We start from the raw sequence: 24,250 nt of genomic DNA, 5'->3' as shown, positions 1-24,250 counted from the left end.
TTCAATAAAAAATATGCTTGAGCTTTCTTACCTCCGCAATAATACAGATGCGGCTATCAAAGGGTTGGCCAAACGAAAAATAGATGCTGCCCAAACTATTGCTGATATTTTAAAACTAGATGAACAACGCAGGGAAAACCAGGTGCAACTGGATTCGGTGTTGGCAGATAGTAATGCAATCAGCAAAGAGATTGGTTCTCTTTTTAAAGCAGGGAAAGCAGCCGAGGCCAATGAGATGAAGGCTAAAACAGCCGAACTTAAAGACAAGAGTAAAGAGCTTGGGCAAGAGCAGGAGCAGTTGAAGCATTCGCTTGAGCAACTTTTGGTGAGTTTGCCAAACGTGCCGCACGAGTCTGTGGTAGAAGGTTCTCACGCTGATGATAATGTGGAAGTAGGAAGTGTAGGCGAAATACCAACTTTGCATGAAGGTGCAGTTCCTCATTGGGAGCTTACCGAAAAGTATAAGCTTATCAGCTTTGATCTAGGTGTTAAAATCACCGGAGCAGGATTTCCTGTATATATGGGTAAAGGTGCTCGCTTGCAACGTGCCTTGATCAATTTCTTTTTGGAAGAAAACCAAAAGGCAGGCTATGAAGAATATATTCCTCCACATTTTATAAACGCTGCAAGTGGTTTTGGTACTGGCCAACTTCCCGATAAGGAAGGACAGATGTATCACATGACAGAGGATGACCTTTACGCCATCCCAACGGCTGAAGTTCCAATCACCAACTTGTTTCGTGATGAAATTCTAGATCTTGAAAAACTGCCAATAAAATGTACTGCCTACACACCTTGCTTCCGTAGAGAAGCAGGTAGTTATGGTAAAGATGTTCGTGGCTTGAACCGTTTACACCAGTTTGATAAAGTAGAGGTGGTGAATGTGGTTCACCCTGATGAGTCTTACAAAGTGCTTGACGAAATGGTAGAGCATGTTGGTGGACTTTTGCAAAAGCTGGGTTTGCCCTATCGTATCCTTCGCCTTTGTGGTGGAGATATGGGCTTTACTTCTGCACTTACTTATGATTTTGAAGTATGGAGTGCTGCCCAAGAACGATGGTTGGAAGTTAGTTCTGTTTCAAATTTTGAAACCTTCCAGACTAACCGAATGAAGGTGCGCTATAGAGGCGAAGATAAGAAGACGCACTTATGTCACACTTTAAACGGAAGTGCATTGGCATTGCCACGTGTGTTGGCTGCATTGTTAGAAAATAACCAAACCGAAGACGGAATAAAAATTCCAGAAGTATTAATTCCTTATACATCATTTGAATGGATAAAGTAAAAGTATTGGGGGGCCTCGTGCTCGCTGTTATGGTAATTGGTTGCAGTAATCCTGCAAAAGAGTTTAAAGCTGAATTAGAAGCAATAGATTCACTTCAGACTATTGTAGAAATAAATAAGGCAGGCATTGATTCTATTGATGTGGAGGAGATGAATGCTTTGGCGGAAGAAGTAGATCGTCAGTACACTTTTGTGACTGAAAACTTTAAAGACACTACTGCTCGTGACTTTTGGGTAAGAGATGTGAGCTACTACAAGGGTGTTATGAAAACGTTCACACATTTTGCAAGTGGTCAGGAAAAAGTGAAGAAAGAACTTGCCGAAAATGAAAAGCAGCTTTCTACTTTAAGAAACAGTATTGAAGATGGAAAGCTTGAGCGCCCCGAGGTGGAGAAATATTTGAAGGAAGAGGTGCACGCAGTGCAGCAAACGCAGATGCACTACAATAAGATTGTTCCAAATCTGGCAGATCAGCGTAAACTTTATAAGGAGTTTAAACCCAAGATGGATTCAGTGGAAGCTCTAATTAGAGCGACTGCAGAATAAGGAATAGGCCTTTCTCTCGTTAGCCTAATTAGCATTAGCTTTAAAAGCTTAATTTAATCTCAATGAAAGGTTTTCTAGTTACTATATTTTTTGTCATTCAGCTATTGGCGGTACCAACCGCTTATGGGCAGGGTGTGAATATAGGTGGGCCGGCAAAAGCTCCTCAGGAAAACACAGACTTTGAGCTAGCACAGGAGTATTATGTGAATGAAGAGTATGAAAAGGTTCTGAATTATCTTGATAAGCTTCCTGCTAATTTTCGTATAAATCAAGTTTATGAACTAAAGCTTGGCTGCTACCTTGAGCTTTTGGAGTACGATAAAGCTGAGAAACTTATAAAGTCAGAGGTAAAGAATTCCAGAAATAAAAAGGCTGAATACCAAGCAGATTTGTTGATGGTTTACCAAAAGCAGCAAAAGCAATCCAAAGCTGATAAGTTGGTGGACGAAGTGCTGCAGGAGGTAGAAGAGCGACCAGCAATGGCTTATAGTTACGCTAATGCTTTCCAAAAGAAAGGATATCCACAAATAGCTTTGGCAGTATATGAGGCTGGCGAGCGTCAAATGCCAAATGCTAATTATGATTATCAGAAAGCATTGCTTTATGGAGAGCTTGGTGACATCAAAAAAATGTACAGTATGTACGTAGAAATGGTGGAGCGAACGCCAAATTATCTGTCAACAGTAAAGCAATTGCTTGGCCGAGCGCTTCGAGAAGAAACGAGCATAGAAAATTCAGAATACCTCAAAACTGTACTTATTCAGAAGATTCAGGATGGTGGGGCTGAAACTATGAATGAGTTGCTGATTTTTGTTTTCATTCAGGAAAAAAACTTTAGTGGTGCATTCTTGCAATTAAAGGCTTTGGATAGAAGGACGCCCACAACCAAGGCGGGAATTTATAACCTTGGAAATGTGGCTCTCAACAATGAAGAGTACTCATTGGCCATCCGCATATTTGACTATGTAATAAAAGCTGGAGATAGGTATCCCTTTTATGAGCAAGCCCTCATTGGAAAATTGAAAGCCCAAAGTTTGAAGCTTGAAGAAGATGGTGTTACTGAGATTGCTGGTTGGAAGGAGCTTCAAAAGGAATATTTTAAAACCATTGAAACCCTAAAAGGACTTCCGGATGTGGGACCTCTAACGATTGATATGGCACACCTCACAGCTTTTAAGCTAAATGAAACAGACACGGCAGCAGGTATGTTGCGGAAGCTGATTTCTACAGGCTTTATTAGTAAAGAAGATGTGGCTAGAGCAAAAATTGAACTAGGTGATATTTTGCTTTATAATGGTGATAGATATGAGGCTATACTTCTGTATGGTCAAGCCGAAAAGGCTTTTGAGCAATCTCCTATCGGGCAAGAGGCTAAGTTTAAAAGAGCAAAGGCCGCTTATTATGTGGGCGATTTTTTATGGGCTCAGGGAATTTTTGATGCTTTGAAAGCTTCCACTTCTAAGCTTATTGCAAATGATGCCATGCGTTACTCTTTACTCATTAATGACAACATTGCTCTAGATACCAATATGGAAGCCATGGAAATGTATGCCAAGGCTGACTTGATGAATTACCAGGGAAAACGCGACTCGGCACTGCGCTTGTTGGATATGATGGAAATTGCTTTTCCCGGACACGGTATACAGGATGAAGTACTATTTTTAAAAGCGCAGATTTTGACAGATCAAAAGAAATATGATGAAGCTGCAAGTGCTTATCAGCAGTTGATAGATTTATATACTAAGGATATTTTGGCTGATGATGCCATGTATGCCTTGGCCGATCTTTATCTTGAAAAATTAAACAAGCGCACAGAGGCCATGGATCTCTATCAAAAAATATTCACAGACCATCCGGATAGCTTTTTTGCGCCTGACGCAAGGAAAAAATACCGCGAGATGCGCGGTGATGCGGTTATCAATTAGTGGGGAGTAAGGAGTAAGTAGTAAGGAATAGGAAGTGTTCTACATACAACCTTTCACGTTCAACTTATAACACATAAAGAATGTACATATACAACGTAACTGTAAACATTGAAAAATCAGTGCATGATGAATGGCTGGCTTGGATGAAAGAAACGCATATACCTGATGTGATGAGCACGGGGATGTTTGTAAGCAATCGCATTTTGCATGTGATGGTAGAAGAAGAAGCTGGAATTACGTATTCCATTCAGTATGAAGTGAAGGACATGGAAACACTCAAGCTTTACCATGAAATGTATGCGCCAAAACTACAGGCGGAGCACACCGAAAAGTTTAAAGATAAGTTTGTGGCCTTTAGAACCATTTTACGCGTAGAGCATAATCATAAACCTGAGTAAAAATTAGGTGAACGAGCAGCCAAAAAAACAATATTCAATGCAAGAAGCCCGGGAGAAAATCCGGGCTTTTTGCGCTTATCGCGAACGTAGCCAGTACGAAGTGCGAGAGCGATTGTATGAATATGGGCTTTATACGGATGCTGTAAATCAGGAAATTTCATCACTCATTCAAGAGAATTTTCTCAACGAGGAGCGATTTGCACGAGCGTTTGTGCGGGGTAAATTTTCTATCAAAAAATGGGGGAGGGTAAAAATCAAACAAGCGCTTTACCCACATCAACTTTCAGATTATGTTTTGAAAAAGGCCTTCACGGAAATTGAGGAAGACGATTATCTGAAAACTTTACAGGATGTAATCGAGAAAAAAGCCCGTACTGTAAAGCTTAAAAACGAATTTGAGCGCAATGGAAAAATTGCTCAATATGCTATTAGTAGAGGTTTTGAGCCTAGCTTGGTATGGGAGATTATTAAAAGTTAAGTTTTTTTACTTCCTTGTAGGCGCTAAAACTGAGCTCAATTGAATCTTACACTTTTCACCCCAAACATTAAGCTTGCTATAATACTTGTTGGTTTTCTCTACGCTTGCGGAACACATGCTCAATATGGACACAATGAAATAACCTTAAATGCAGGAATTAAGCAGGTAAGTCTTGATTATGCTTATTGTATTGGTAAGAATAAGAGGCATATAATAGAGACTGGTTTTTTAATCAATCAGGCAGCTTACGGGGTAGGAATAGATCATTTGGACGGTGAAAGTAGTGGTGCTTCTGGCGAAATGATTTACCACTTTGTTTTAAACAAGAGTGAAAAAATGAATCTCAGTATTGGTTTGGGATATAGGATTGGTACTTATGAGTTGATTTGTTTGCCCCTTACTTTTAGACGTAAGTTTGGAGGTTTTTACGTCTTTCGTGCAAGACTTACTGGGGCAATTCCAAAATCAGGTGAATTTGGTGTAATGCCTTCATTAGGATTTGGAGTAGTGTTTTAAGGTCTCATTAAAGCAATGCCTCCAGAAACTTCATACTTTTCTCCAGTTACGTATTCGCCATTCAAATTGAAATAATAGGTCGCTTCAGGCAAGGTTTTGCCATTACTACTTTTGCCGTCCCATGCTTTTGATGTATCGGTGGTATTAAAAACCTGAATCAAATCGCCATCATAAATTTCAAAGTTATAGCTCTGTAAAGGTGGTGTACTGGGTGGAAACACCGGCTTTAGGATATCATTAACTCCATCGCCATTAGGTGAAAAAGCATTTGGAATAAAGATTCCATACGGAGCTACAGTTGAATCTTTGGCCTCAATACAGCTAACCAATGCGGTGACTAAAAAAAGGAAGCTTAGAATACGAGTCATACTTATAGCTGAGTGAAAATTGAAAAATGATAAAAGATACGGTCCGTGTATCCTGTAATTTTATTGTCACTATAAATGGAAGCACCGGCAGTGAGGCTTAGTTTATCTTTTATTCTGCCGCCTGCCATAAATTTCACCATACCATTGGAGGAGTAGCTGTAATTTGCCATCACTATGCTGCGCCATTGAAAGTTTACCAAAGCGCTCGAAACAGGATTGGGTTTTGAAAAATCAGAATTTATTTGAAAACCAGGGCTAAGAAAGAAATCATTAGCAAAAGTAAATTGGTAAACAGCATTTACTCTTAAAGTGGCGGGGAGGTAATCATAAGAGCGGGAACTGAAGAATTCTGCTTTTTGATCATCTTCACCAGAGAGCAAAATCGGGGCAATATTTTCACCATGAATATTTACCATCAGTTTATGGTACTGGAGCGAGGCCCCAAACTCTGCGGTTACAAATGATGATGGAGAGTTGTTACTCAAACCTTCGCTGGATTCAAGAACAAATCCATAATAAGGATCAATTTGATCTGGGAAAAGTAACGACTCATAATCGTTTTTTATATGAGCATACTTTATCGCTCCACCAGCCCTCCATTTTAAGCTTTTGCTTACAGTGCCACTTCGCGAATAACCAAGTTTGAAATTGGATTGTGTGCTGTATCCTTGAGCCTTTCGGCTGAATTCAGCACCAAAGCCGTTTGTTTCGTTTCCTTGATTATAAAATAGTGTGGTTTGATTGTTTGGAAATTGATGCTTCTCAAGACCGCCATTATAGATTATTCCAAAAGAAGGCGTTTGCCAGTATCCAAATAAAGCAGGGTTTGTAGAAAAATCTTCTAAAACGGGAAAATTGGAAATTGCCATCTCGTCCTGCTGAGCATGACCATAAAAGGAAATCAAGATGGCGCTAATCAATAAAACGGGAGCCTTAAATATTTTCCAAAACATTGGCTACTTGAGAGATTTGAGTTGAACTTATGTCAAGGTGGGTAACAAATCGCAATTTGCCTTGACCCATCCCTACTGCCAAAATACCATTTTCTTTGAGCATTCCCATAAATGCATCTTGCTCTAAGCCCTCCTTCAAATAAAAAATCACAATGTTGGTTTCTACCGGCTCAATGCGATCTACCCAAGAGCATTTTTCTAAAGCTGACTTTAGTACCTGTGCTTTCTCGTGATCTTCTGCCAAGCGGTCAATATGATTTTTTAAAGCATAGATTCCGGCCGCAGCCAAATACCCAGCTTGGCGCATTCCCCCACCAAATCGCTTACGTATTCTCCGTGCTTGCATGATGTGTTCTTTTGAACCTAAAAGCAAAGAACCTACCGGGCAACCCAATCCTTTAGAAAGGCAAATTGAAATGGTGTCAAACAGTTTTCCGTAATCTTTCGCATTTTGATTTTTGGCAACTAAAGCATTGAAAATTCGTGCTCCGTCAATGTGATAGGCCAAATTGTTGGCGCGGGCAACTTTGCCAATAGCTTCCAAAGTGGAAAGCTCATAGCAGCTTCCACCACCTTTGTTGACGGTGTTTTCTACAGAAACCATTGAAGTACGTGCAGCATGTACATCATGAGGATTGCCAATGTTGGCGGCCACCTCTTCTGCGGAAATAAAACCCCGGTCACCCTTCAGTAATCTGGTTTGGCAACCAGAATTTGCTGCCAAGCCACCTCCTTCATAATTGTAGATATGTGAATACTCATGACAAATAATTTCATCGCCTGGCTGAGTGTGCAGCTTTATCGCAATCTGATTCGTCATGGTTCCGCTTGGGCAAAATAGGCCAGCTTCCATTCCAAACATTTCTGCGGCCATAGCCTCCAACTTATTGATGGTAGGGTCTTCACCAAAAACATCATCACCAACGGGAGCGTGTATCATAGTATTTAGCATTTCTTTCGTTGGACGGGTTACAGTATCGGAGCGTAAATCAATCATGGGTGTTTTCGATTATGTTTAGACAATACACTTCTAGTTCGAAATCGGCAGATAACATTCGTATTCTATGTGCTTGCTCAAAATTAAATTTAGCCAACGCAGGAGAGCCTTCCGGCCAAAGTGTTAGGTGTTTTTTTGCGAGATTCTCGACTATATCGAAATCATATTCAATATCGATAATTAACAAAGTACCAGGGTCTGTGAAGTCAGGCAAATAATTTAATCGAAGAATACTATCAAATGTAATTGAGTGGCTTTCATGTTCAGAACTTTGGGTGCTAATCTGAATCAGATTTCGATTGATGTCAATGTGAATATTGTTAATTTCAGTTCCTTCAAGGGAATGGATCAATATTTTTAGAGAGTCCATGTAAAAGCGCTTTCAAATTGTTTGAGGCAAGTTGGGGAAAATTCAGGATTTGAAGATCTAAAGATTTGAAAAGTTATTCGCGTTATGCCAACCTGTGGTTAAAGTTTATCGTTTGATTATTTGTGGTAGAATTGCTACCCGCATAACTAAACTGCATAAACAATGAAACGCCTACTTTTTACTTTAAAACTACTTGCTGTTCTCTTAGTGGTGGATGCCTGCTTTAAGTGTAAAGGAGATCCACTTCCTTATTCTGACTTCAAAGAACTACAAATTAACTATTGGGGGAGTTGGAATAACGAGATTCCCATTGGGGAGGAGTTTAATTTCGTAGTGTATCCAGCTGAGATTATCTACATGGTTTCAAATAACACGGGATTAAATTTGATATCTAGCGCTTGGGCTAGGGAAGAATGTCCTCAGGATGGCCACAGAGGATTTAAATATGGTATTGATTCAGTAAGAGTTATTAGTTCCGCAAATTGGGATGTGGATCATTTTGCCGGAAGTTCTCTAAATGAATTTGTTTACTTGGAACAATGGTGGGATAAGGCTCTCGATGATACGGTGTTATTGTCAGAAGTATCGGAAATACCAATTTTACAACATGCTGGAATGGCTTTCCAAATAAGAACCTTCCCCACCGAAGACCTAAAACATGTTTTCCATCTTACCTATTATAAATCTAATGGCGAAACGGTGGAAGGCTTTACCGATACAATTACTTGGGTGCCGTAGGTTTTAAGAAGCACAATAATTTTAAGACCCTGACTTGTGTGAATAGATGAGTCGGGGTTTTTTTGTAAAAAAGAATTGCTAACAGAAAAGTATGCCTATGACTTTTCCTTGTGCAAATCAGAGTACGCTCATGGAGGTTTATAAAATATATTTAAGTCTCAATATGCCTTAAGTAAAATAGGTTTACCAGGAAAGTAATATAAAGTAGTAGAGCATTTTGTGTTCAGATATTCTCAATTGAAAAAATAGATAGTGAAACAATTGCAATGATTCATCAATTTACGTTAAAGTGGAGTAAGAAAACTTTTACAAGATAAATGTGTAGGGTTGTCAAGCTCCATTTCTGTAAAATAATTGTGTTTTAAAAGCAAAAATTCATACTGTACCTTTAAAGGGTTAATACTTAGTAATGTCGGTAGAGTAGGGAAGGAAAAATCCTACTGTAAAATCTTGGTTATGAGGAAGGTGTTTTGGCATTGGGTTTTAGAATTGCTATAATTGTGGTACTATTTCTAATTATTTTAATCCTTATTTATGAAAAGAATATTACTATTATTCAGCATAATATCATGCTGGATTACGGGTTATGCCCAACAGGCATACACATTTGGCACGGGAGGGGCTACAGGGCAGTTTGGTCCTAGTCAATCCGATATCACAACAGCTTATACAGGAACATCGTTGGCAGGGCAAGTTACCTCCAATGCAGGTGTTCAGTATTGGGTAGTGCCCCAAAGCGGATACTATAGTATTCAAGCTTTAGGAGCTCAAGGAGGAGGAGTTTCTGGAGGAAAGGGAGCTTCTGTGACAGGCGAGTTTTCGCTATTAGGAGGGGATACCCTTTTTATTATAGTTGGTCAAGAAGGTATTGATGGGATGGATGGATCTGCCTCAGGAGGAGGAGGTTCTTTCGTAACTATCAAAGATCCTACTTCAACAACAATTACATCAACGGGAAAAAAAGTAACACCACTAGTGATAGCTGGTGGTGGTGGTGGAAACCCAGGAACAGCCCACGCTGACAGTGACGGTAGTGCTGGTACTGCTGGTAAAGATGGAGTTGGTGCCAATGGTGGCGGTACTGGCGGAATGAATGGAAATGGCGGTGGAATAGCTGTGCCAAATGGTAATAACCGTGGTGGTGCCGGTGGAGGTTTTCTCACCGATGGAGATATGACAGGAACCTGTGGTACAGGTGGGGCAGAGTCTGGTTTGAGCTTTTTGAACGGAGGAGTTGGTGGACTATCAGTTAATTGTAGTACGCCTTATGCCGGTGGTTTCGGAGGTGGCGGTGGCGCCATATCTTCAGGCTGGCGTGGATCCGGAGGTGGCGGTGGCTACTCTGGTGGTGCTGGTGGTCAAACCAATACAGTAGCTACAACTCACCGCGGTGGTGGTGGTGGTTCCTATAGTTCTGGAAACAATCCAGTAACTGTATCAGGATTTCAAACTGGTGATGGTATGGTCGTGATTTCACCATTAAGTACGGGGTCTGCTAATGATGTTGGTGTGACTTCAATAGATGCGCCAACTAACTTTTGTGCTGGCACAAGTAATGTTCTTGTAACGATTCAAAACTATGGTGTTAATCAAGTGACATCTGCTACCGTAAACTGGAGTGTGAATGGTGTGGCTCAAACTCCATATTCTTTCACAGGCACGTTGGATACCACAGGAGGTTCGGGTTCTGTTTCAGCTCAAATAATATTAGGTAGTTACGCTTTTGCATCTGCTACGCCTTATAACTTTGTAGTTTGGACGGATTCACCTAATGGCCAAACAGATACTGTTAATGGTAATGATACCATTAACAAAGTTCTTCAGACAGGCTTGATTCAGCCAAATAATTTTGCTGCTGGTAATATTCAGGCTACCAGTGCCGATCTGACCTGGAATACTGTAGGAGCTTCTAATTTTAGAGTTACTTATGGCACCGCAGGTTTTAATCCACTAACAGGAGGTACTACTAATCCCGCTACAACCGGGGCTTTAACTATTACGGGCTTGTCAGCGAATACAGCTTATGAAGCTTATATAGTATCAGCTTGCCCCACAGGAAGTGTATACAGCGACACCACGGGTCCAATAAGTTTTAGAACCCCTTGTGTTGTTGCTACAGCCCCTTTCAATGAAAATTTTGATAGCACTTCAAGCTGGTTTGCCAGCGGAAGTAATACAAATAATACTATAGACCCATGCTGGTCATCCTTACCAGATGTAAGTCAAGGAGCAGAGCCCTTTAAGTGGATACCAAGAGGAACAGGTCCTACCAGTGGTAATGGTCCATTGCAGGATCTTACCGGAGGAAACTTTATGTATGCAGAAGCATCAGGTAGTTCTGCAAATGATGAAGCTTTCCTTACCACGCCACCAATTGATGTGAGTGGATTGACAACACCAGGACTTTACTTTTTTCAGCACAGATATAGTGGTGCTACGATTGCCGATATGGAAGTTTTGGTATCTAACGACTTTGGAACAACCTGGACAAGTGAGTATTCTGTAACGGGAGATATCCAAACTTCAAGCAGTGACCCTTGGTCATTGGAGTTTGTGAATTTGGCCAATTACACCGGAGATACTGTAATGATCCAGTTTAAGCAAACGGGTAACGGATGTTGTGGAGATGCAGCGATAGATAGTGTAGTAGTAGATGAGGCCCCAACATGCCCATGGCCAACAGGTTTTGCTATGACGGGTCGTTCAGATTCATCAGTAGTAATGAGTTGGAATGACCCAACGGGAAGCACTTGGGATTTACAATGGGGACCTCCCGGATTTACTCAGGCTTCACCAGGAGCAGGTACACAGTCAACCACTACTAATCCTGATACCATTCACGGCTTACAATCCAATACGGACTATGAAGTATACGTTCGTACAGACTGCGGCCCTAATGGAACCAGTATATGGATAGGGCCAATTTTGGTTAGAACGGCATGCTCACCTTATACAGCACCTTATTCGGACAACTTTGATAATTATCCATCAAACATAACCCCATATTGCTGGAATTTGGCCCAAACGGGTGGTAGAACCACTGTTGGACAGGCTTATACCTATACTTTTGGCACCCCCAACAGTGCTCCTAATCATATCTATTTTTATAATGGAAACCCTGCAGGTCCTAATGACACCACGCTATTTATTAGTCCTAGGTTTAGCGATATGGTAGCCTCGGATAAGCGCATACAGTTTAATGCTAAGGCCTCTTTTGGGACAAATACTATTGTTGTAGGATCCATGGGTGACCCTATGGATATGACATCATTTAACCCAATTGACACGTTAAGCCTTACAGCTACCTATTCCCTATTTGTTGTGGCTTTTGATGCGGCAAGCGGCTATAATGGCACAGATCAGTATGTAGCTTTCCGCCATGGCAATGGAGGTACTTTTACATTAATCTATATTGATGATTTTGTGTATGAGCAAATTCCAGCCTGTAACCCACCATTGGTAAATACCTTAGGCCTTGCGGGAGCTTCAACTACCACAGCTAATATTTATTGGGGATCAGGTAGTGATGGTAATGAAACCCATTGGGAAGTAGGTCCAGTAGGTTTTACACCAGGAACCACTAGTTTCATTTCTACAGACTCAGTAGCAGGCAATGTAGATACTACCATGATAACAGGTCTTTCTGCTCAAACATGCTATGAATTCTATATTAGGGACAGCTGTGCTTCCAATGGGTTTAGTCCTTGGATAGGGCCTTATCAATTTTGCACACCGTGCGTAGCTCAGTCAATGCCTTATTATGAGAGTTTTGATGCGGTTACCCCAACATGTTGGGATTCAGTTGGCGGACAGTGGTTCTGGAACTTATTTGTAACGGGTACTACTGATAATTATGCCGAAGCTAACTTTTGGGGTCAATCCTCAGGTCAGGCAGTGCTTACATCACCTCCGATTAGCATTACTCAAGATGCGCAAGTAAGGTTTGATTGGTCACACTTATATAGCACAAGCTACCCGGATGATGAGCTAATGGTACGCGCTTCAGTAGTTGGATCTGGTGTATGGGATACCATTTTGTCTCTGAAGGGACCAAATAATTTTAATGACCCTAGCGCAGGAAATAGTAATACCCCTGGTACTTTTATTACAGAAGAGGTGTTGCTTAATCCATTGGTATACACTGGAAATGATGTGATTGTTGAAATGCGTGCCATCACTGACTTTGGTCCAGATCTATTCATCAATGACTTTTATGTGGAGGATGCACCGTCATGTCCTAAGCTAATAGGCTTGAATGCAGTAGGAGTAACAGATACTTCAGCAATGTTTGATTGGGTACAGGCTCCATCAGCTCAGTCTTATGAAGTATGGTATGGCCCTCAAGGATTTTATCAGGGTACAGCCACAATAGGTGGGTCTAAGGTAGCTACCACAGGTGATAGTCTTACTGTAGATACATTAAGTAGCAATACGTGCTATGAATTTGTAGTACGCTCAGTATGTACCCCTGGTGATACTAGTCAGTGGACAGGCCCTTATGTGTTCTGTACCGACTGTAGTCCATTTACAGCATCTTATTACACAGGCTTTGATAACATGACCACTACAGAGACTCCGGAATGCTGGACTCCATACTTTGTAGGAGGAACAGGAAACTTTGCAGTGTTTGAGGTGTATAGTCCGGGTACGCCCCAAACTAGTCCTAACCATGTGCGTTTTTACAACTACAATCAGGATACTACGATGGGTATAAGCCCTCAGTTTATAGATCTAACTGCAGGCGATAAGCGTATCCGATTTGATGCAATGGTGACCACTACCTTGTCACCAAACTCAATTATAGTAGGTACCGTTAGTGATCCATCAGCGGGTAACACCTTTAGTCCAATAGATACGATCGCTATTACCAATACCTATACAGAATATATTTCTGATATAACTGTAGCTAATGGCTATAATGGTACAGATAATTATATCGCTTTGATGCATGGAAATAATGCCACGTTCAGAACGTACTACATTGATGAGTTTAACTATGAGGTGATCCCAACATGCTTGAGGCCAAATAGCCTTACTGCAAGTGGTATAACAGTAAATAGTGCAACTCTTGGCTGGAGCCCCCATGCAGCAAGTACAGGTAATACCTTCGAAGTATCGTATGGTGTTAACTTATCCTCTCCAGGAGCAGGGACCAAGCAAACCGTTACCGGTACAAGCGTAGCCTTGACCACGTTGATGAGCAGTTCTAAGTATTGCTTCTACGTACGAGAAATGTGTAGCGCTACCGATAGCAGCTTCTGGGAAGGACCTTATTGTTTCAACACTCCATGTGTTACCGTAATGGCACCGATATCCGAAGACTTTGAGAATCATACCCTCGGTTTCTATGAAGGCGAAGACAACTGCTGGACCCTTCAGAATACTGTGGTGAAAACTTCAGCCACAAGTGGTTTTGGATGGGATTTGAGAAATGTGGTTCAAGCGACCTCAGGAACCTCTACAGGAGCCAGTGGAGATAATACACTTTATCCGGCCATAGGAGGTCAGTTTTTCAATGCGGACGTTTCTTATGGAACAAGCGGAGACTCATCGATGCTGATTTCTCCGGTAGTAGATATTTCACAGCTGAACGCTCCGGAGCTTGAGTACCACCTGCATAGAATGGGAACCCAGATGGGAGATTTTTATGTAGATGTGTATGACGGTACCAACTGGATAAACGGAGTACATGCCTATACCAGTTCATCAGGTATTCAGACCTCACAATCAGCAGCGTACTTAGATACGGTGATAGATCTAGCACCTTATATTGGAACCACAAACTTCCGTGCAAGATTTAGAGTAGTGAGCAATGGCTGCTGTGCAGGAGATAATAGTTTGGATGACATCAGTATTTATGATGCGATGCCATCAGCCTGTACCCCTGTAACGAATGTAGCAGCCAATGTGATTGCTTGCGATAGCATAGAAATCACCTGGAATGGTTCAAATGACTCAACTGTAGTAGGCTATGGCCCAACAGGAGCCATGCCTACCATGGGTACATTGATACTAAATGATAGCACCCACTACATTACAGGCACCATGCCCAATACATCTTATGATGTGTATGTGGCCAATGTTTGTGATGGTGATACGAGCGCTGTTACCGGTCCGATTACCTTTAATACAGGAACGACAGGAGCACCAGTGGCAGCATTTACCGGAGTACCAGCGGGAGCAGGAAGTCTGATGTATGACTTTGATGCGAGCGCATCTACCGGAAACGGTAATGTGTACACCTGGAACTTTGGAGATGGAAGCTTAGATACCGGAATGATAGTATCCAATATCTATACTACCGGAGGTTCCTACACCGTAACCTTGGTGGTGACGAATGCTTGTGGAAGCGATACCTTGGAGATTACTTATGCCGATGTAAGCTTAGGTGAGAATGTACTTTCTCAAAACCTTAAGCTGTATCCAAATCCGGCAACAGATGTACTGAATGTGGAGCTTAACCTGGAAGGGAATAGCGAAGTGTCTGTACGTATACTGGATATGTCAGGCAAGCAAGTGCTAGCTGTAAGCAAAGAGAAGAAGGATAAGTTGATGACTGAGTCAATTGATATTTCTAGCTTGGCTAAAGGCGTGTATATGATAGAAGTGTCTACGGAACAAGTAAAAACCGTAAGACGTTTGGTGAAGGAGTAATCCTTTAGATAAATAAATACTATTTAAAATAGTAGAGCCCGCTCCGGAGTAATTTGGAGCGGGCTTTTTATTGCCGTGTCTCGTCCTAGAAAAAGTTGACTCCAAATAAGTATTTATGTCAACAAGAAAAGGAAATGGGAATTTCAGGTCATCCCCATCAGTATACAGCGAAGCGTTCAAGCGGCAGGTTGTACAGGAGTTTGAATCCGGGCTTTACACCAAAGCCAGTCTCAAGCGCAAGTATGGTATAGCAGGCAACTCCTGTATAGACAGGTGGTTAAAGAAGTATGGTAAATTGTCTCATGCAAACTACCTTAGTATAGGAAGACCGATGAAAGACAAGGACAAACAGTATATCAAAGAGCTGGAAGCAAAGCTTCGAAAACGCGAGAAAGGGCTGGAGGCGGAGTTGCGCAAGAAAAATGCGGAGTTGTCAGCCTATAAACAGTTTATATCTATAGCTGAGCGAGAGCTAAATATCAGTATTACAAAAAAGTCTGGCATCAAGCCGTCCAGGAAATAAAGACCCATTTCCCCTTGAGCACCATGGAACTGTGTCGACTGTTTGGTTACAGTAAGCAAGCGTATTATAAGCGAAAAATGCGTTCTACCCCTTTTGCACAACATCAAAATGTTTTACAGAGCGTGCAGCGGATCCGTCAACAACTGCCCCGTTGTGGAGCTCGTAAACTTCAGTATATGCTGAATACCGCTGAAGCGTCAAAAGGCAAAAAGGTGGGACGGGATTACCTGTTCAGCCTTTTACGAAACCATGGCTTGTTGATAGGGAAGCGCAAAAAATATCACAAGACCACCAACTCCAAACATTGGATGCGTAAGTATCCCAATATCATAAAAGAGCTGGAGATTGTAAGACCAGAACAGGTATGGGTTGCCGATATAACTTATCTAGAACTTGAAGATGAACATCAGTACCTACACCTAATTACAGATGCCTACTCTAAGCGTATAGTGGGCTATGAACTTGCTGATAATATGCGTGCTACCACCACCATTAAAGCTCTACAAAGGGCTTTGAACCAAAGAGAGTATCAGGAAAAGTTGATCCATAATTCCGATCGGGGCCTCCAGTACAGTAGCGCTATGTACACGAAACTACTGCTGGATAACAAAATTGGAATCAGCATGACGGAAGAATCCGATCCTTATGAAAATGCAGTGGCAGAAAGGGTAAATGTAATTTTGAAAGACGAGTTCGGCCTGGATAAAGTATTTACCCATAGCGCCCAAATGAAAAGACAAGTCGATCAGTCCATTGCTTTGTACAACCAACTTCGGCCTCACCTATCTATAGATATGCTTGCACCCAACCAGGCACATAAGTAGCGACAAATAACCCTCAAAAGGTGGAAAACAAAACAGCCAACAAAAAATATTCTGTTGGCTGCTTCATATAAATGTAATTTAGAAGTTTAACTAGTCAACCTTTTTTAGGACGGGGCAAAATTTTTAGATTGAAGATTTTGAATTAGCAAGTTGGGGAAAATGAGGGATTTGAAAATTCGGCATTCGAAAATTTTACTCGATTAAAGCTTTTCAAGCTGATCCATACAGCACTCCACTTCATCCTTCAAAAGTTGGTAATGGGTTTTGTTTTCTTCTTTTAGAAGTTTGTAATTGAAGAAAGCTTTTCTGGCTTTAGGGTAAATTTTTGCATTATATCGAACAGGTTCGGCATAGGCACCCCACCTGGTTTTAAATACGGCATAAAAATGAAGGCATTCGTAAATTTCTGAAGAATCATTTTGTTGTAAAACAAAGGCATAAGTGAAGGGTTCTTCAAAGCTATACTTTGCATTTTCGTGAGTCCAGACTCTGACTTTAATATTCTTTTCAAGTTCTCCTTTAGTGAATTGTTTCTTGACATAAAGTTCCACTAAATATGGACTTCGCATAAAAATCGACTTGGAAGGGCCTGTAGTAATGATTGAACCATTTGAAGCCGTATCAAACACTGCTTCGTGTTCTTTTTTCCACTGCTCAATTCTCAAGCTATCCTCAATTTCGCGTTTTTCAAAAGCTGCACGGTCAAATACAATAGATTGCACCTCACCAACTATCAATTCAAGTGGAGATTCATTTTGACCAATAAGAAATAATGGTAAAAAACAGAAGGCAAGTATAAGTGAGCGTGTTCTCTTCATAAGGTGAATTTAATCAAATGCACAACTTTGCCAACTGCCAACTGCCAACTGCCAACTGCCAACTGCCAACTGCCAACTGCCAACTCAGAAAATTCCCGACTAAGCCTTAACGCTGCGCCAAACTATTCACCTTTTTCAAATACCCCTTTACAAAAGCAAATAGAAGCATAAAGCCACTGATGAATAAACTCACTCGGCCAAGTACATCACCGGCTTTTGAGTAGTAGGTCAGTTCTGTGTTAGCTTTGATTACTCCTTTTATGGCAACAGGCTTTTTATAAGGCTGTGGCTGAATGATATCTCCACGCTGGTTGATAAAACAACTGACGCCTGTATTTGCCGAACGGGCAATACTTCTGCGATTTTCAATAGCGCGAAGACGAGCGTAATGCAAATGCTGAATGTAACCGGGAGACTCGTCCCACCAGTCATCATTAGTGATAATGAAAAGAAGATTGGCACCCTTGCGTATATATTCAGTCACATATTCGCCAAAGTCTGATTCCCAGCAAATAAGCGGAGCTACCTTAAATTGGCCATCAGCAGAAGTGAAAACTTCACGGCTTTTTTGGTATCCAAGACCATTGCTTGTTCCGCCCATACTGCTTATTAGGTTGCCCAAAACAGGTTTTAGAACGCTGCTAAACGGCATCATTTCTACACCCGGCACTAGTTTTGATTTGTGATAATAAGGAATGGAATCATAACGATTAATCATGATTGCAGAATTGTACACATCATACCAAGCTTCAGTATTGTTGTATTCGCGAGCGGTGGGGCTGGTAGGAGTGGTGGAGTAATGCTGCAACAGAGTGGCGCCACTTACAATATTCAAATTGGGATATTGACCGACCACCGCTTTATACAATTTTAATGGGGAGGTTTCCTCGAGTTTGTCAATATAAGTGCCTTCGGTCAAAAGGTCTTCCGGGCCAACCAAAAAGTCAACAGTGCTGTCCATCTCAAAATTACCAAGGCGCAAAAACTTAACGGCTTGCTCTTCATTGGACATTATATTTTTTTCGGTGTAGGTGTCAATGCTTGGCTGCACTACCACTATGTTGGCTTCTTCACCCTGTTCTTCATAATTAGAATATCTGAGGTGCGAAAGCTGAATAGGAACTAAAACTGCGGGAATTATAGTGAGCACCAACCTTAGTGCAAGGCTGCTCCAGTTTTTAGATTTTTGAAATGCTGTCAGGGCAGAAAAAAGAAGTAGGTTTACGAGCCAAATCCAAAAGGTGCCGCCAAAGGCTCCGGTATATTCATACCATTGAATCCATTCTACATTTTCGGTAAAACCGTTGCCGAGATTGAGCCAAGGAAAGCTGAGGTCCCAATTTTTATGAAGTATTTCCAGGCAAATCCAAAGGAAAGGAAGAGCGATGTAGCCGCGCTGGTTTCCAAGTTTTCGCTTGATAAAGTGAAAGATGGTAATAACCAAAGCCATCAAAGCTCCGTTTACCAAAGTGGTCATTAAGAGCCCGCTCCAATGTGCGTTGATGAGCCACCAGGTGGTGAAAATATTCCAAAGACCAAAGGCTAGCCATGAATAGAGAAATATTTTTTTGCCGGTGCCACCTTCCCCCGAAAGGGAAAGATTGCGCTCCAAAAGGAGGATGGGGATAAAGGCAATAAAAAGTAGTGGAGTAATATTATTGGGCGGCCAAGCTACCCACAGTAATAGTGAGGTGAGGATGGCATACAGTATTCTTTGAAACATTTAGCTGCTTTTGAAGTCAGCAAAGTTAAATTTAACCGAGAATATATTACTGTAAAGTGTGCCGGATGCGCTGCCGATGTTGGATAAAGCATAATCTATAGAGATGCCTCGATATTTGAAACCGATGCCCATGTTGGGCTGAACGTTGTAATACGTAGCGCCAGTAAACTCTTTGGCACGAACCACATTGCCCACACCACCTCGTAAGAATACAAAGTTTCTATAGCCAACTTCTACTCCAAAATTGGGGTTGATGTTTCCGAAATCAGCAGAAACTAAAGTGTTTTCACGCCCTCCAAAAGTGAAGGCTGCACTAACTTCAGTCCTAAGGCTGTAGTTTTCGTTGAGCTGAAACTGACGGCCAACTCCAATCAAAAGACTAGGGATGGTAAGCTCCAGGTTTTCGGTGGGTAGTTCATTTCCGGTTTGTTGAAAAACATCTTCAAGTTCTTCGGTATTTATATTCCACGCATTGAAGGTAGAGGTAACATCACGCAGGTTGGCACCAAATTCCCATTTGTTGATTTTATATTGAGCTCCAAGATCAAAACCAAAACCGATAGCGCTGGCAAATTTTCCGATGTGTCGGTAAATGATTTTCACATTACCACCATAACTTAGGTTTTCAATTTTTTCGGATTTGCGGGCGTAAGAGCCAATCAGAGCGTAATCGGCAGTTGAGAATTTGCTGATGCGGTCATAATCCACATCGCCATTATTGTCAATCAGTTCGGTGGTATTGAGGATGTCATCTACCCCAAAACGGATGAAAGAAATACCGATAGTGCTTTTGTCATCAATAGGAGCTGCAAAGCCGATATAATCGTACTGAGCAATGCTTGCAAAATATTCGGCATGCATCGCTGCACCTTGCCAGGAGTCGGTGATATTGGCAAGCCCGGCAGGGTTCCAGTAGGCAGCCGTTACATCGTTTACGCTGGCAATTACCGCGTTGCTAGTAGCAAAAGCTTTGGCATCTACACCAATATTTAAAAATTCGTTACTGTATTTACGAGCCTGACCGAAGGCCAAGGCGGGCAAGAGAAATAATAGGGGCGCTAGGTGTTTCAAATGGTATTGAATTTTCGCAAATATACTCAACAGTCCTTACAGACAATTTCCGCATTAAAAACTTCATATTTGCACTAATATTGCCTAAAAGCCATTTACAATTTTGAAAAGCTTCATTCCTAACTTACTTACACTTGCTAACCTTGCCTGCGGCTTGTTGGCCATCGTGTCCATTTTTTCTAGTGATTATAAACAGGCGGCCATCCTTATGGCTATGTCTCAGGTTTTTGACTTTTTTGACGGCTTTGCCGCTCGTCTTCTAAAAGTGCATTCCGAACTTGGAAAGCAGTTGGATTCATTGGCTGATTTGGTGAGTTTTGGGGTGGCTCCTGGTTTTTTGGTTTTCAAAATGTTTCAAATGTCTTACCTGAGCGGTGAGCCAAGCCCTGATTTTTTGCCCTACATAGCTTTGTTGATTCCCTTGCTTTCAGCTTTGCGATTGGCAAAATTTAATATTGATACTCGCCAGGCGGATTACTTTATTGGAATGCCTACTCCTGCAAACGCGCTGTTTTTGTACTCTATCGGCTTGATGGGAATTTATACAGACAATGAAACGGTTCAGAATATTATCCTTCACCCGTTTTTATTAACGGCCATTACCATCATCACATCATTTCTTTTGGTGGCTGAGCTTCCGCTGATGTCGCTAAAAGTGAAAAACACGAAGTGGAAAGAAAACAAAGGCCGGATTATACTCTTACTGGGAATAGTTTTGCTGCTGGTGATTTTCCGTTTTCGTGCATTGGCTTTTATCATTCCATTTTACTTGTTGCTGTCTTTGGTTTTTAAACCAAATAAGAAATAGAAGGGGATATATTTCTACGCACAGTATTCCCCTTCAATGTTTGAAGAGCTTGCTCCTATAGCTATCGGAGGGTGCCCGTAGGGCGGGGTGGTTAGATAAGTTCTGATGGGGTATTGAACTTTGAGTGATGTTTGTTAGTTATTTAGAGAGATGAGAAATATTACGTTGACTTTTAGTTTTTTATTAGGTCTTTCAGCATTTGGTCAAGCAAATCTAAACGAATTCACTAAAGCTCTTTTTTCTCAAAGATGTTTTAATTGTATACATTCCATTGAAGCCGAGACTCCAGATATGAAAATGGAACCTTTGCTAGGTGAAGTTTTAATTACGGATGATAGCCTAATCTATTTCTTTGAAGATCATGGGGTGATTATTGAGTCTATGACCTCAAATAAAATGAGTATCGTGGTAAATCATACCATTGGATTTGTTGAGTATAGACAATTTCAAGATGATGAGTTTTACTTCTGGGCACCACCAAACTTCATTATGATGATAAGGTACGCTACCGAGCATGGTGATACTATTTGGCAAAGTGATATAAATGAGGTGACGGTTGGCTTTTCTGAAAATGACAAACATATTTCAAAAATGATATTTCAGTATAATGAGAGTTTAGGAATTGAAGTATATGAAGATTATGTAAAAGGATCAACTTATCGATTTTTACTTAAACCAGGAGAATGTGAAAATTTAAACTTTCCTTCAATTCAGTTCTTAGAATCAGATTCTTTAGTTCTTCCTGAGGAAATTTCACATTATTCTTATCGCATTAATAAGCATTAATGAACTATTAGCAGTATTGGAAGGACCGAAACTTTCCGCATAGTATTTGTTAATGTACTGGTAGATTGAAATACACTTTACTCACCGTACATTTACTCCATGAATTTTTTAGCACACCTTTTACTTTCCAATAATGACGATGATATTATGGTCGGCAATTTTATTGCTGATTCCGTAAGGAGTGCAGAGTATGGGCAGTTTAAGCCAGAGGTAGTAGAAGGCATTAAGCTGCATCACAAAATTGACTTTTTTACCGATAATCACTCGATAGTAGAAGAGAGTAAGGAGCGATTAAGACCAACACAAAGCAAGTATAGCCCTGTGGTAGTAGACATTTTGTACGATCATTTTTTGGCAAAAAACTTCGACCAATATTCTGATGTTCCTTTAGAGGAATTTGCGGCCAACGCTTATGACCTTTTTAATAGGCGTTGGGATGAATTGCCTAAAGGTGTCCAGCGCATTTTGCCCTATATGGAAAATGGAAATTGGCTGGTGAACTATGGCAACCGTTATGGGTTGGAAAGAGTATTCATGGGGATGAGTAAAAGAGCGTCTTTTCAAAATGATATGAAAGCTGCCGTTGCCCAAATGTTTGATGACTACGATTTATTTGCAGACGAATTTGCTCGCTTTTTTCCCGAACTTAAAAACTATGTTGACGGTGAAATCGCCCGAATACCATGGGGAATTGGTAGATGATTTTCTATTTGAAGATTCGAGAATCTGAAAATTCACAAACCATAAACCAATAACATTTAACCTTCAACTTATAACATAATAACCTTCACACAAAGAATGGAATCACAAGAAATGAAAATCGAATTGCGCAATCTTCAAGTTGAAGATTATCGTGATTTGAAGGCTGCGATGGAAAAAGCATACACTGATTATGATGATGATCCGTGGCGCTTAAAGGATATTCAGCTGCTTTTGGAAAAATTTCCGGAAGGGCAGATTTGCGTTTGTGTGAATGATAAGGTGGTGGGCTGCGCGCTTTCCATAGTTGTGGATTATGATAAATATGGAGACAATCATACCTACGAGCAGATTGTGGGCAATTACACTTTTAATACTCACGACTCTGATGGCGATGTGCTTTATGGAATAGAGGTATTTGTGCACCCAGAGTATCGCGGTATGCGCTTGGCGCGAAGACTATACGATGCACGTAAGGAAATCTGCGAAAGCTTCAATTTACGCAGTATCATTTTTGGCGGACGAATGAGCCGTTATTCAAAGCATAAAGAAGAATATACGCCAAAGCAGTATATCGAAAATGTGAAGAGTAATAGCGTTCACGACCCTGTTCTGAACTTCCAGTTTTCAAATGGCTTTCACGTGAAAAAGCTAATCAGAAATTACCTGCCGGATGATGAGGCTAGCCATGATTATGCGGCTTTGATGGAGTGGAACAACATTTATTACGAGGCCAAAGAAAAGGTGATTAATCAGACCAAATCTGTGGTGAGGATTGGTTTGGTACAATGGCAAATGCGTGAGATGCGCTCCTTTGAGCAGTTGGTAGAATACATGGATTACTTTATAGATGCGGTAAGCGAGTATCAAAGTGATTTTATCCTTTTTCCTGAATTGTTCAATGCTCCGCTGATGCAGGCGTATAATCATATGGGGGTTTCACAGGCCATCAGAGAGTTGGCATCTTACACGGAACCTTTGCGTGATATGCTGCTGGAAAAAGCAGTGAGCTACAATATCAATATCATTTCGGGAAGTATGCCGCACTTGCGTGATGATAAATTGTACAACATTACATACCTCTGCAGGCGTGATGGTACCTGGGATTCGTATGATAAAATTCACATTACACCTTCTGAAAAAGAAGCTTGGGGAATGCAGGGAGGAAGTCGTATAAAAACCTTTGACACCGATGCCGGAAAGATTGGGATCCTGGTTTGCTATGATGTGGAGTTCCCTGAACTAAGCCGAATATATGCCAATGAAGGGATGCAAATTCTGTTTGTTCCTTTCCTTACCGATACCCAAAATGGCTACATGCGTGTAAGAAATTGCAGTATGGCGCGTGCTATTGAAAATGAGTGCTATGTGGCTATTGCTGGTTCGGTTGGAAACCTACCAAAAGTGAGTAACATGGATATGCAGTATGCTCAGTCAGCTGTGTTTACACCAAGCGATTTTGCTTTTCCTACCAACTGTATAAAAGCAGAAACTACTCCCAACACTGAAATGACCATTGTGGCTGATGTAGATATGGATTTGCTAAAAGAGCTGCATAATCACGGTAGCGTGCGTACGCTTACTGATAGGAGAGGTGATCTGTATGAAGTAGTTTGGAAAGGAGAGGGGAGCAATGGTTAGTTATTAATTGGTTGAATGGTTAATTTGTGATGTCACCCTAAGTGATTTTGGGGAAGAAGGGACTGTGTTAGCTTGCTCTGCGAAATGGCGGGGAAGTGTGGTTCAACTCCGAAATTAGGCTTCGATACTT

Annotated in this window: 20 protein-coding genes; 13 read left to right on the top strand and 7 right to left on the bottom strand. The window is 41.2% G+C overall.

Annotated elements, in window-relative coordinates:
- Window positions 1-13 precede the first annotated feature (13 nt).
- The 6 genes from serS to OWEHO_RS08105 all read left to right on the top strand — a co-directional run bounded on the left by serS (window position 14) and on the right by OWEHO_RS08105 (window position 5,147).
- Window positions 14-1,285 carry a serine--tRNA ligase gene (gene serS, locus OWEHO_RS08130; RefSeq protein WP_014201995.1) on the top strand — a complete coding sequence of 424 codons (1,272 nt, stop codon included), beginning with the start codon at window positions 14-16 and terminating at the stop codon, window positions 1,283-1,285.
- The gene (locus tag OWEHO_RS08125; protein WP_014201994.1) at window positions 1,273-1,830 is read left to right on the top strand and encodes a hypothetical protein; all 558 of its coding nucleotides are present in this window, start codon (window positions 1,273-1,275) and stop codon (window positions 1,828-1,830) included. The genes serS and OWEHO_RS08125 overlap by 13 nt, the downstream gene beginning before the upstream one ends.
- 62 nt (window positions 1,831-1,892) lie before the next feature.
- Window positions 1,893-3,755, top strand: coding sequence for a tetratricopeptide repeat protein (locus tag OWEHO_RS08120; RefSeq protein ID WP_014201993.1), 1,863 nt, complete (start codon window positions 1,893-1,895; stop codon window positions 3,753-3,755).
- Window positions 3,756-3,835: 80 nt separating this feature from the next.
- Window positions 3,836-4,153, top strand: a complete 318-nt coding sequence (locus OWEHO_RS08115; RefSeq protein WP_014201992.1) for a DUF4286 family protein — start codon at window positions 3,836-3,838, stop codon at window positions 4,151-4,153.
- A gap of 37 nt (window positions 4,154-4,190) precedes the next feature.
- Complete coding sequence (locus OWEHO_RS08110) at window positions 4,191-4,631, top strand: regulatory protein RecX (protein ID WP_014201991.1); 441 nt, start codon at window positions 4,191-4,193, stop codon at window positions 4,629-4,631.
- A 39-nt stretch (window positions 4,632-4,670) separates the two neighbouring features.
- Entirely contained in the window at window positions 4,671-5,147 is a 477-nt protein-coding gene (locus OWEHO_RS08105) for a hypothetical protein (RefSeq protein WP_014201990.1), read from the top strand.
- Here OWEHO_RS08105 and OWEHO_RS08100 read toward each other — a convergent pair.
- Genes OWEHO_RS08100 through OWEHO_RS08085 form a run of 4 tightly spaced genes read right to left on the bottom strand, consistent with a single transcriptional unit; the run spans window position 5,144 to window position 7,835 of the window.
- Complete coding sequence (locus OWEHO_RS08100; RefSeq protein WP_014201989.1) at window positions 5,144-5,515, bottom strand: T9SS C-terminal target domain-containing protein; 372 nt, start codon at window positions 5,513-5,515, stop codon at window positions 5,144-5,146. The genes OWEHO_RS08105 and OWEHO_RS08100 overlap by 4 nt on opposite strands.
- Before the next feature lie 2 nt (window positions 5,516-5,517).
- Window positions 5,518-6,468, bottom strand: coding sequence for a type IX secretion system membrane protein PorP/SprF (locus OWEHO_RS08095; protein ID WP_014201988.1), 951 nt, complete (start codon window positions 6,466-6,468; stop codon window positions 5,518-5,520).
- Complete coding sequence (locus tag OWEHO_RS08090) at window positions 6,449-7,465, bottom strand: threonine aldolase family protein (RefSeq protein ID WP_014201987.1); 1,017 nt, start codon at window positions 7,463-7,465, stop codon at window positions 6,449-6,451. The genes OWEHO_RS08095 and OWEHO_RS08090 overlap by 20 nt, the downstream gene beginning before the upstream one ends.
- Complete coding sequence (locus OWEHO_RS08085) at window positions 7,458-7,835, bottom strand: hypothetical protein (RefSeq protein WP_014201986.1); 378 nt, start codon at window positions 7,833-7,835, stop codon at window positions 7,458-7,460. The genes OWEHO_RS08090 and OWEHO_RS08085 overlap by 8 nt, the downstream gene beginning before the upstream one ends.
- A gap of 162 nt (window positions 7,836-7,997) precedes the next feature.
- Between OWEHO_RS08085 and OWEHO_RS08080 the strand changes: the two genes are divergently transcribed.
- From OWEHO_RS08080 to OWEHO_RS08065, 3 genes are all read left to right on the top strand, one after another.
- Window positions 7,998-8,573, top strand: coding sequence for a hypothetical protein (locus tag OWEHO_RS08080; protein WP_014201985.1), 576 nt, complete (start codon window positions 7,998-8,000; stop codon window positions 8,571-8,573).
- Between the two features lie 534 nt (window positions 8,574-9,107).
- Entirely contained in the window at window positions 9,108-15,227 is a 6,120-nt protein-coding gene (locus OWEHO_RS08075) for a T9SS type A sorting domain-containing protein (RefSeq protein ID WP_014201984.1), read from the top strand.
- Window positions 15,228-15,342: 115 nt separating this feature from the next.
- A protein-coding gene (locus tag OWEHO_RS08065) for an IS3 family transposase (RefSeq protein WP_143764547.1) occupies window positions 15,343-16,574 on the top strand; the annotation gives its coding sequence in 2 pieces (ribosomal slippage) (window positions 15,343-15,715 and window positions 15,715-16,574; 1,233 coding nt in all).
- 200 nt (window positions 16,575-16,774) lie between these two features.
- On the opposite strand, the gene OWEHO_RS08060 is transcribed toward OWEHO_RS08065, so the two are convergent.
- The 3 genes from OWEHO_RS08060 to OWEHO_RS08050 all read right to left on the bottom strand — a co-directional run bounded on the left by OWEHO_RS08060 (window position 16,775) and on the right by OWEHO_RS08050 (window position 20,186).
- Window positions 16,775-17,392: a hypothetical protein gene (locus OWEHO_RS08060; protein WP_014201981.1), complete on the bottom strand. Its 618-nt coding sequence runs from the start codon at window positions 17,390-17,392 to the stop codon at window positions 16,775-16,777.
- 106 nt (window positions 17,393-17,498) lie between these two features.
- Window positions 17,499-19,115 (bottom strand): apolipoprotein N-acyltransferase, encoded by a 1,617-nt coding sequence (gene lnt, locus OWEHO_RS08055; protein ID WP_014201980.1) that lies wholly within the window; start codon window positions 19,113-19,115, stop codon window positions 17,499-17,501.
- The gene (locus OWEHO_RS08050) at window positions 19,116-20,186 is read right to left on the bottom strand and encodes a putative type IX sorting system protein PorV2 (protein ID WP_014201979.1); all 1,071 of its coding nucleotides are present in this window, start codon (window positions 20,184-20,186) and stop codon (window positions 19,116-19,118) included. It abuts the gene before it with no gap.
- A 103-nt stretch (window positions 20,187-20,289) separates the two neighbouring features.
- On the opposite strand from OWEHO_RS08050, the gene pssA reads away from it, so the two are divergent.
- The 4 genes from pssA (at window position 20,290) to OWEHO_RS08030 (ending at window position 24,120) form a co-directional block, all read left to right on the top strand.
- Complete coding sequence (pssA, locus tag OWEHO_RS08045; protein WP_014201978.1) at window positions 20,290-20,994, top strand: CDP-diacylglycerol--serine O-phosphatidyltransferase; 705 nt, start codon at window positions 20,290-20,292, stop codon at window positions 20,992-20,994.
- A 291-nt stretch (window positions 20,995-21,285) separates the two neighbouring features.
- Window positions 21,286-21,780 (top strand): hypothetical protein, encoded by a 495-nt coding sequence (locus tag OWEHO_RS08040; protein WP_143764546.1) that lies wholly within the window; start codon window positions 21,286-21,288, stop codon window positions 21,778-21,780.
- A gap of 99 nt (window positions 21,781-21,879) precedes the next feature.
- Window positions 21,880-22,482 (top strand): acyl carrier protein phosphodiesterase, encoded by a 603-nt coding sequence (locus OWEHO_RS18810; protein WP_014201976.1) that lies wholly within the window; start codon window positions 21,880-21,882, stop codon window positions 22,480-22,482.
- Between the two features lie 96 nt (window positions 22,483-22,578).
- A complete protein-coding gene (locus tag OWEHO_RS08030; RefSeq protein ID WP_014201975.1) occupies window positions 22,579-24,120 on the top strand; it encodes a bifunctional GNAT family N-acetyltransferase/carbon-nitrogen hydrolase family protein in 1,542 nt (513 codons plus the stop codon).
- Window positions 24,121-24,250: the final 130 nt, after the last annotated feature.

Source organism: Owenweeksia hongkongensis DSM 17368 (assembly GCF_000236705.1).
GTDB classification, from domain to species: Bacteria; Bacteroidota; Bacteroidia; order Flavobacteriales; family Schleiferiaceae; genus Owenweeksia; species Owenweeksia hongkongensis.
This window is presented reverse-complemented; position numbering and strand designations above follow the sequence as displayed.

Excerpts from the sequence above, each read along its gene's own strand:
- serS (WP_014201995.1), top strand. The coding sequence starts at position 14 with ATGCTTGAGCTTTCTTACCTCCGCAATAATACAGATGCGGCTATCAAA.
- OWEHO_RS08125 (WP_014201994.1), top strand. The coding sequence starts at position 1,273 with ATGGATAAAGTAAAAGTATTGGGGGGCCTCGTGCTCGCTGTTATGGTA.
- OWEHO_RS08120 (WP_014201993.1), top strand. The coding sequence starts at position 1,893 with ATGAAAGGTTTTCTAGTTACTATATTTTTTGTCATTCAGCTATTGGCG.
- OWEHO_RS08115 (WP_014201992.1), top strand. The coding sequence starts at position 3,836 with ATGTACATATACAACGTAACTGTAAACATTGAAAAATCAGTGCATGAT.
- OWEHO_RS08110 (WP_014201991.1), top strand. The coding sequence starts at position 4,191 with ATGCAAGAAGCCCGGGAGAAAATCCGGGCTTTTTGCGCTTATCGCGAA.
- OWEHO_RS08100 (WP_014201989.1), bottom strand. The coding sequence starts at position 5,515 with ATGACTCGTATTCTAAGCTTCCTTTTTTTAGTCACCGCATTGGTTAGC.
- OWEHO_RS08095 (WP_014201988.1), bottom strand. The coding sequence starts at position 6,468 with ATGTTTTGGAAAATATTTAAGGCTCCCGTTTTATTGATTAGCGCCATC.
- OWEHO_RS08090 (WP_014201987.1), bottom strand. The coding sequence starts at position 7,465 with ATGATTGATTTACGCTCCGATACTGTAACCCGTCCAACGAAAGAAATG.
- OWEHO_RS08085 (WP_014201986.1), bottom strand. The coding sequence starts at position 7,835 with ATGGACTCTCTAAAAATATTGATCCATTCCCTTGAAGGAACTGAAATT.
- OWEHO_RS08080 (WP_014201985.1), top strand. The coding sequence starts at position 7,998 with ATGAAACGCCTACTTTTTACTTTAAAACTACTTGCTGTTCTCTTAGTG.
- OWEHO_RS08075 (WP_014201984.1), top strand. The coding sequence starts at position 9,108 with ATGAAAAGAATATTACTATTATTCAGCATAATATCATGCTGGATTACG.
- OWEHO_RS08060 (WP_014201981.1), bottom strand. The coding sequence starts at position 17,392 with ATGAAGAGAACACGCTCACTTATACTTGCCTTCTGTTTTTTACCATTA.
- lnt (WP_014201980.1), bottom strand. The coding sequence starts at position 19,115 with ATGTTTCAAAGAATACTGTATGCCATCCTCACCTCACTATTACTGTGG.
- OWEHO_RS08040 (WP_143764546.1), top strand. The coding sequence starts at position 21,286 with ATGAAAATGGAACCTTTGCTAGGTGAAGTTTTAATTACGGATGATAGC.
- OWEHO_RS18810 (WP_014201976.1), top strand. The coding sequence starts at position 21,880 with ATGAATTTTTTAGCACACCTTTTACTTTCCAATAATGACGATGATATT.
- OWEHO_RS08030 (WP_014201975.1), top strand. The coding sequence starts at position 22,579 with ATGGAATCACAAGAAATGAAAATCGAATTGCGCAATCTTCAAGTTGAA.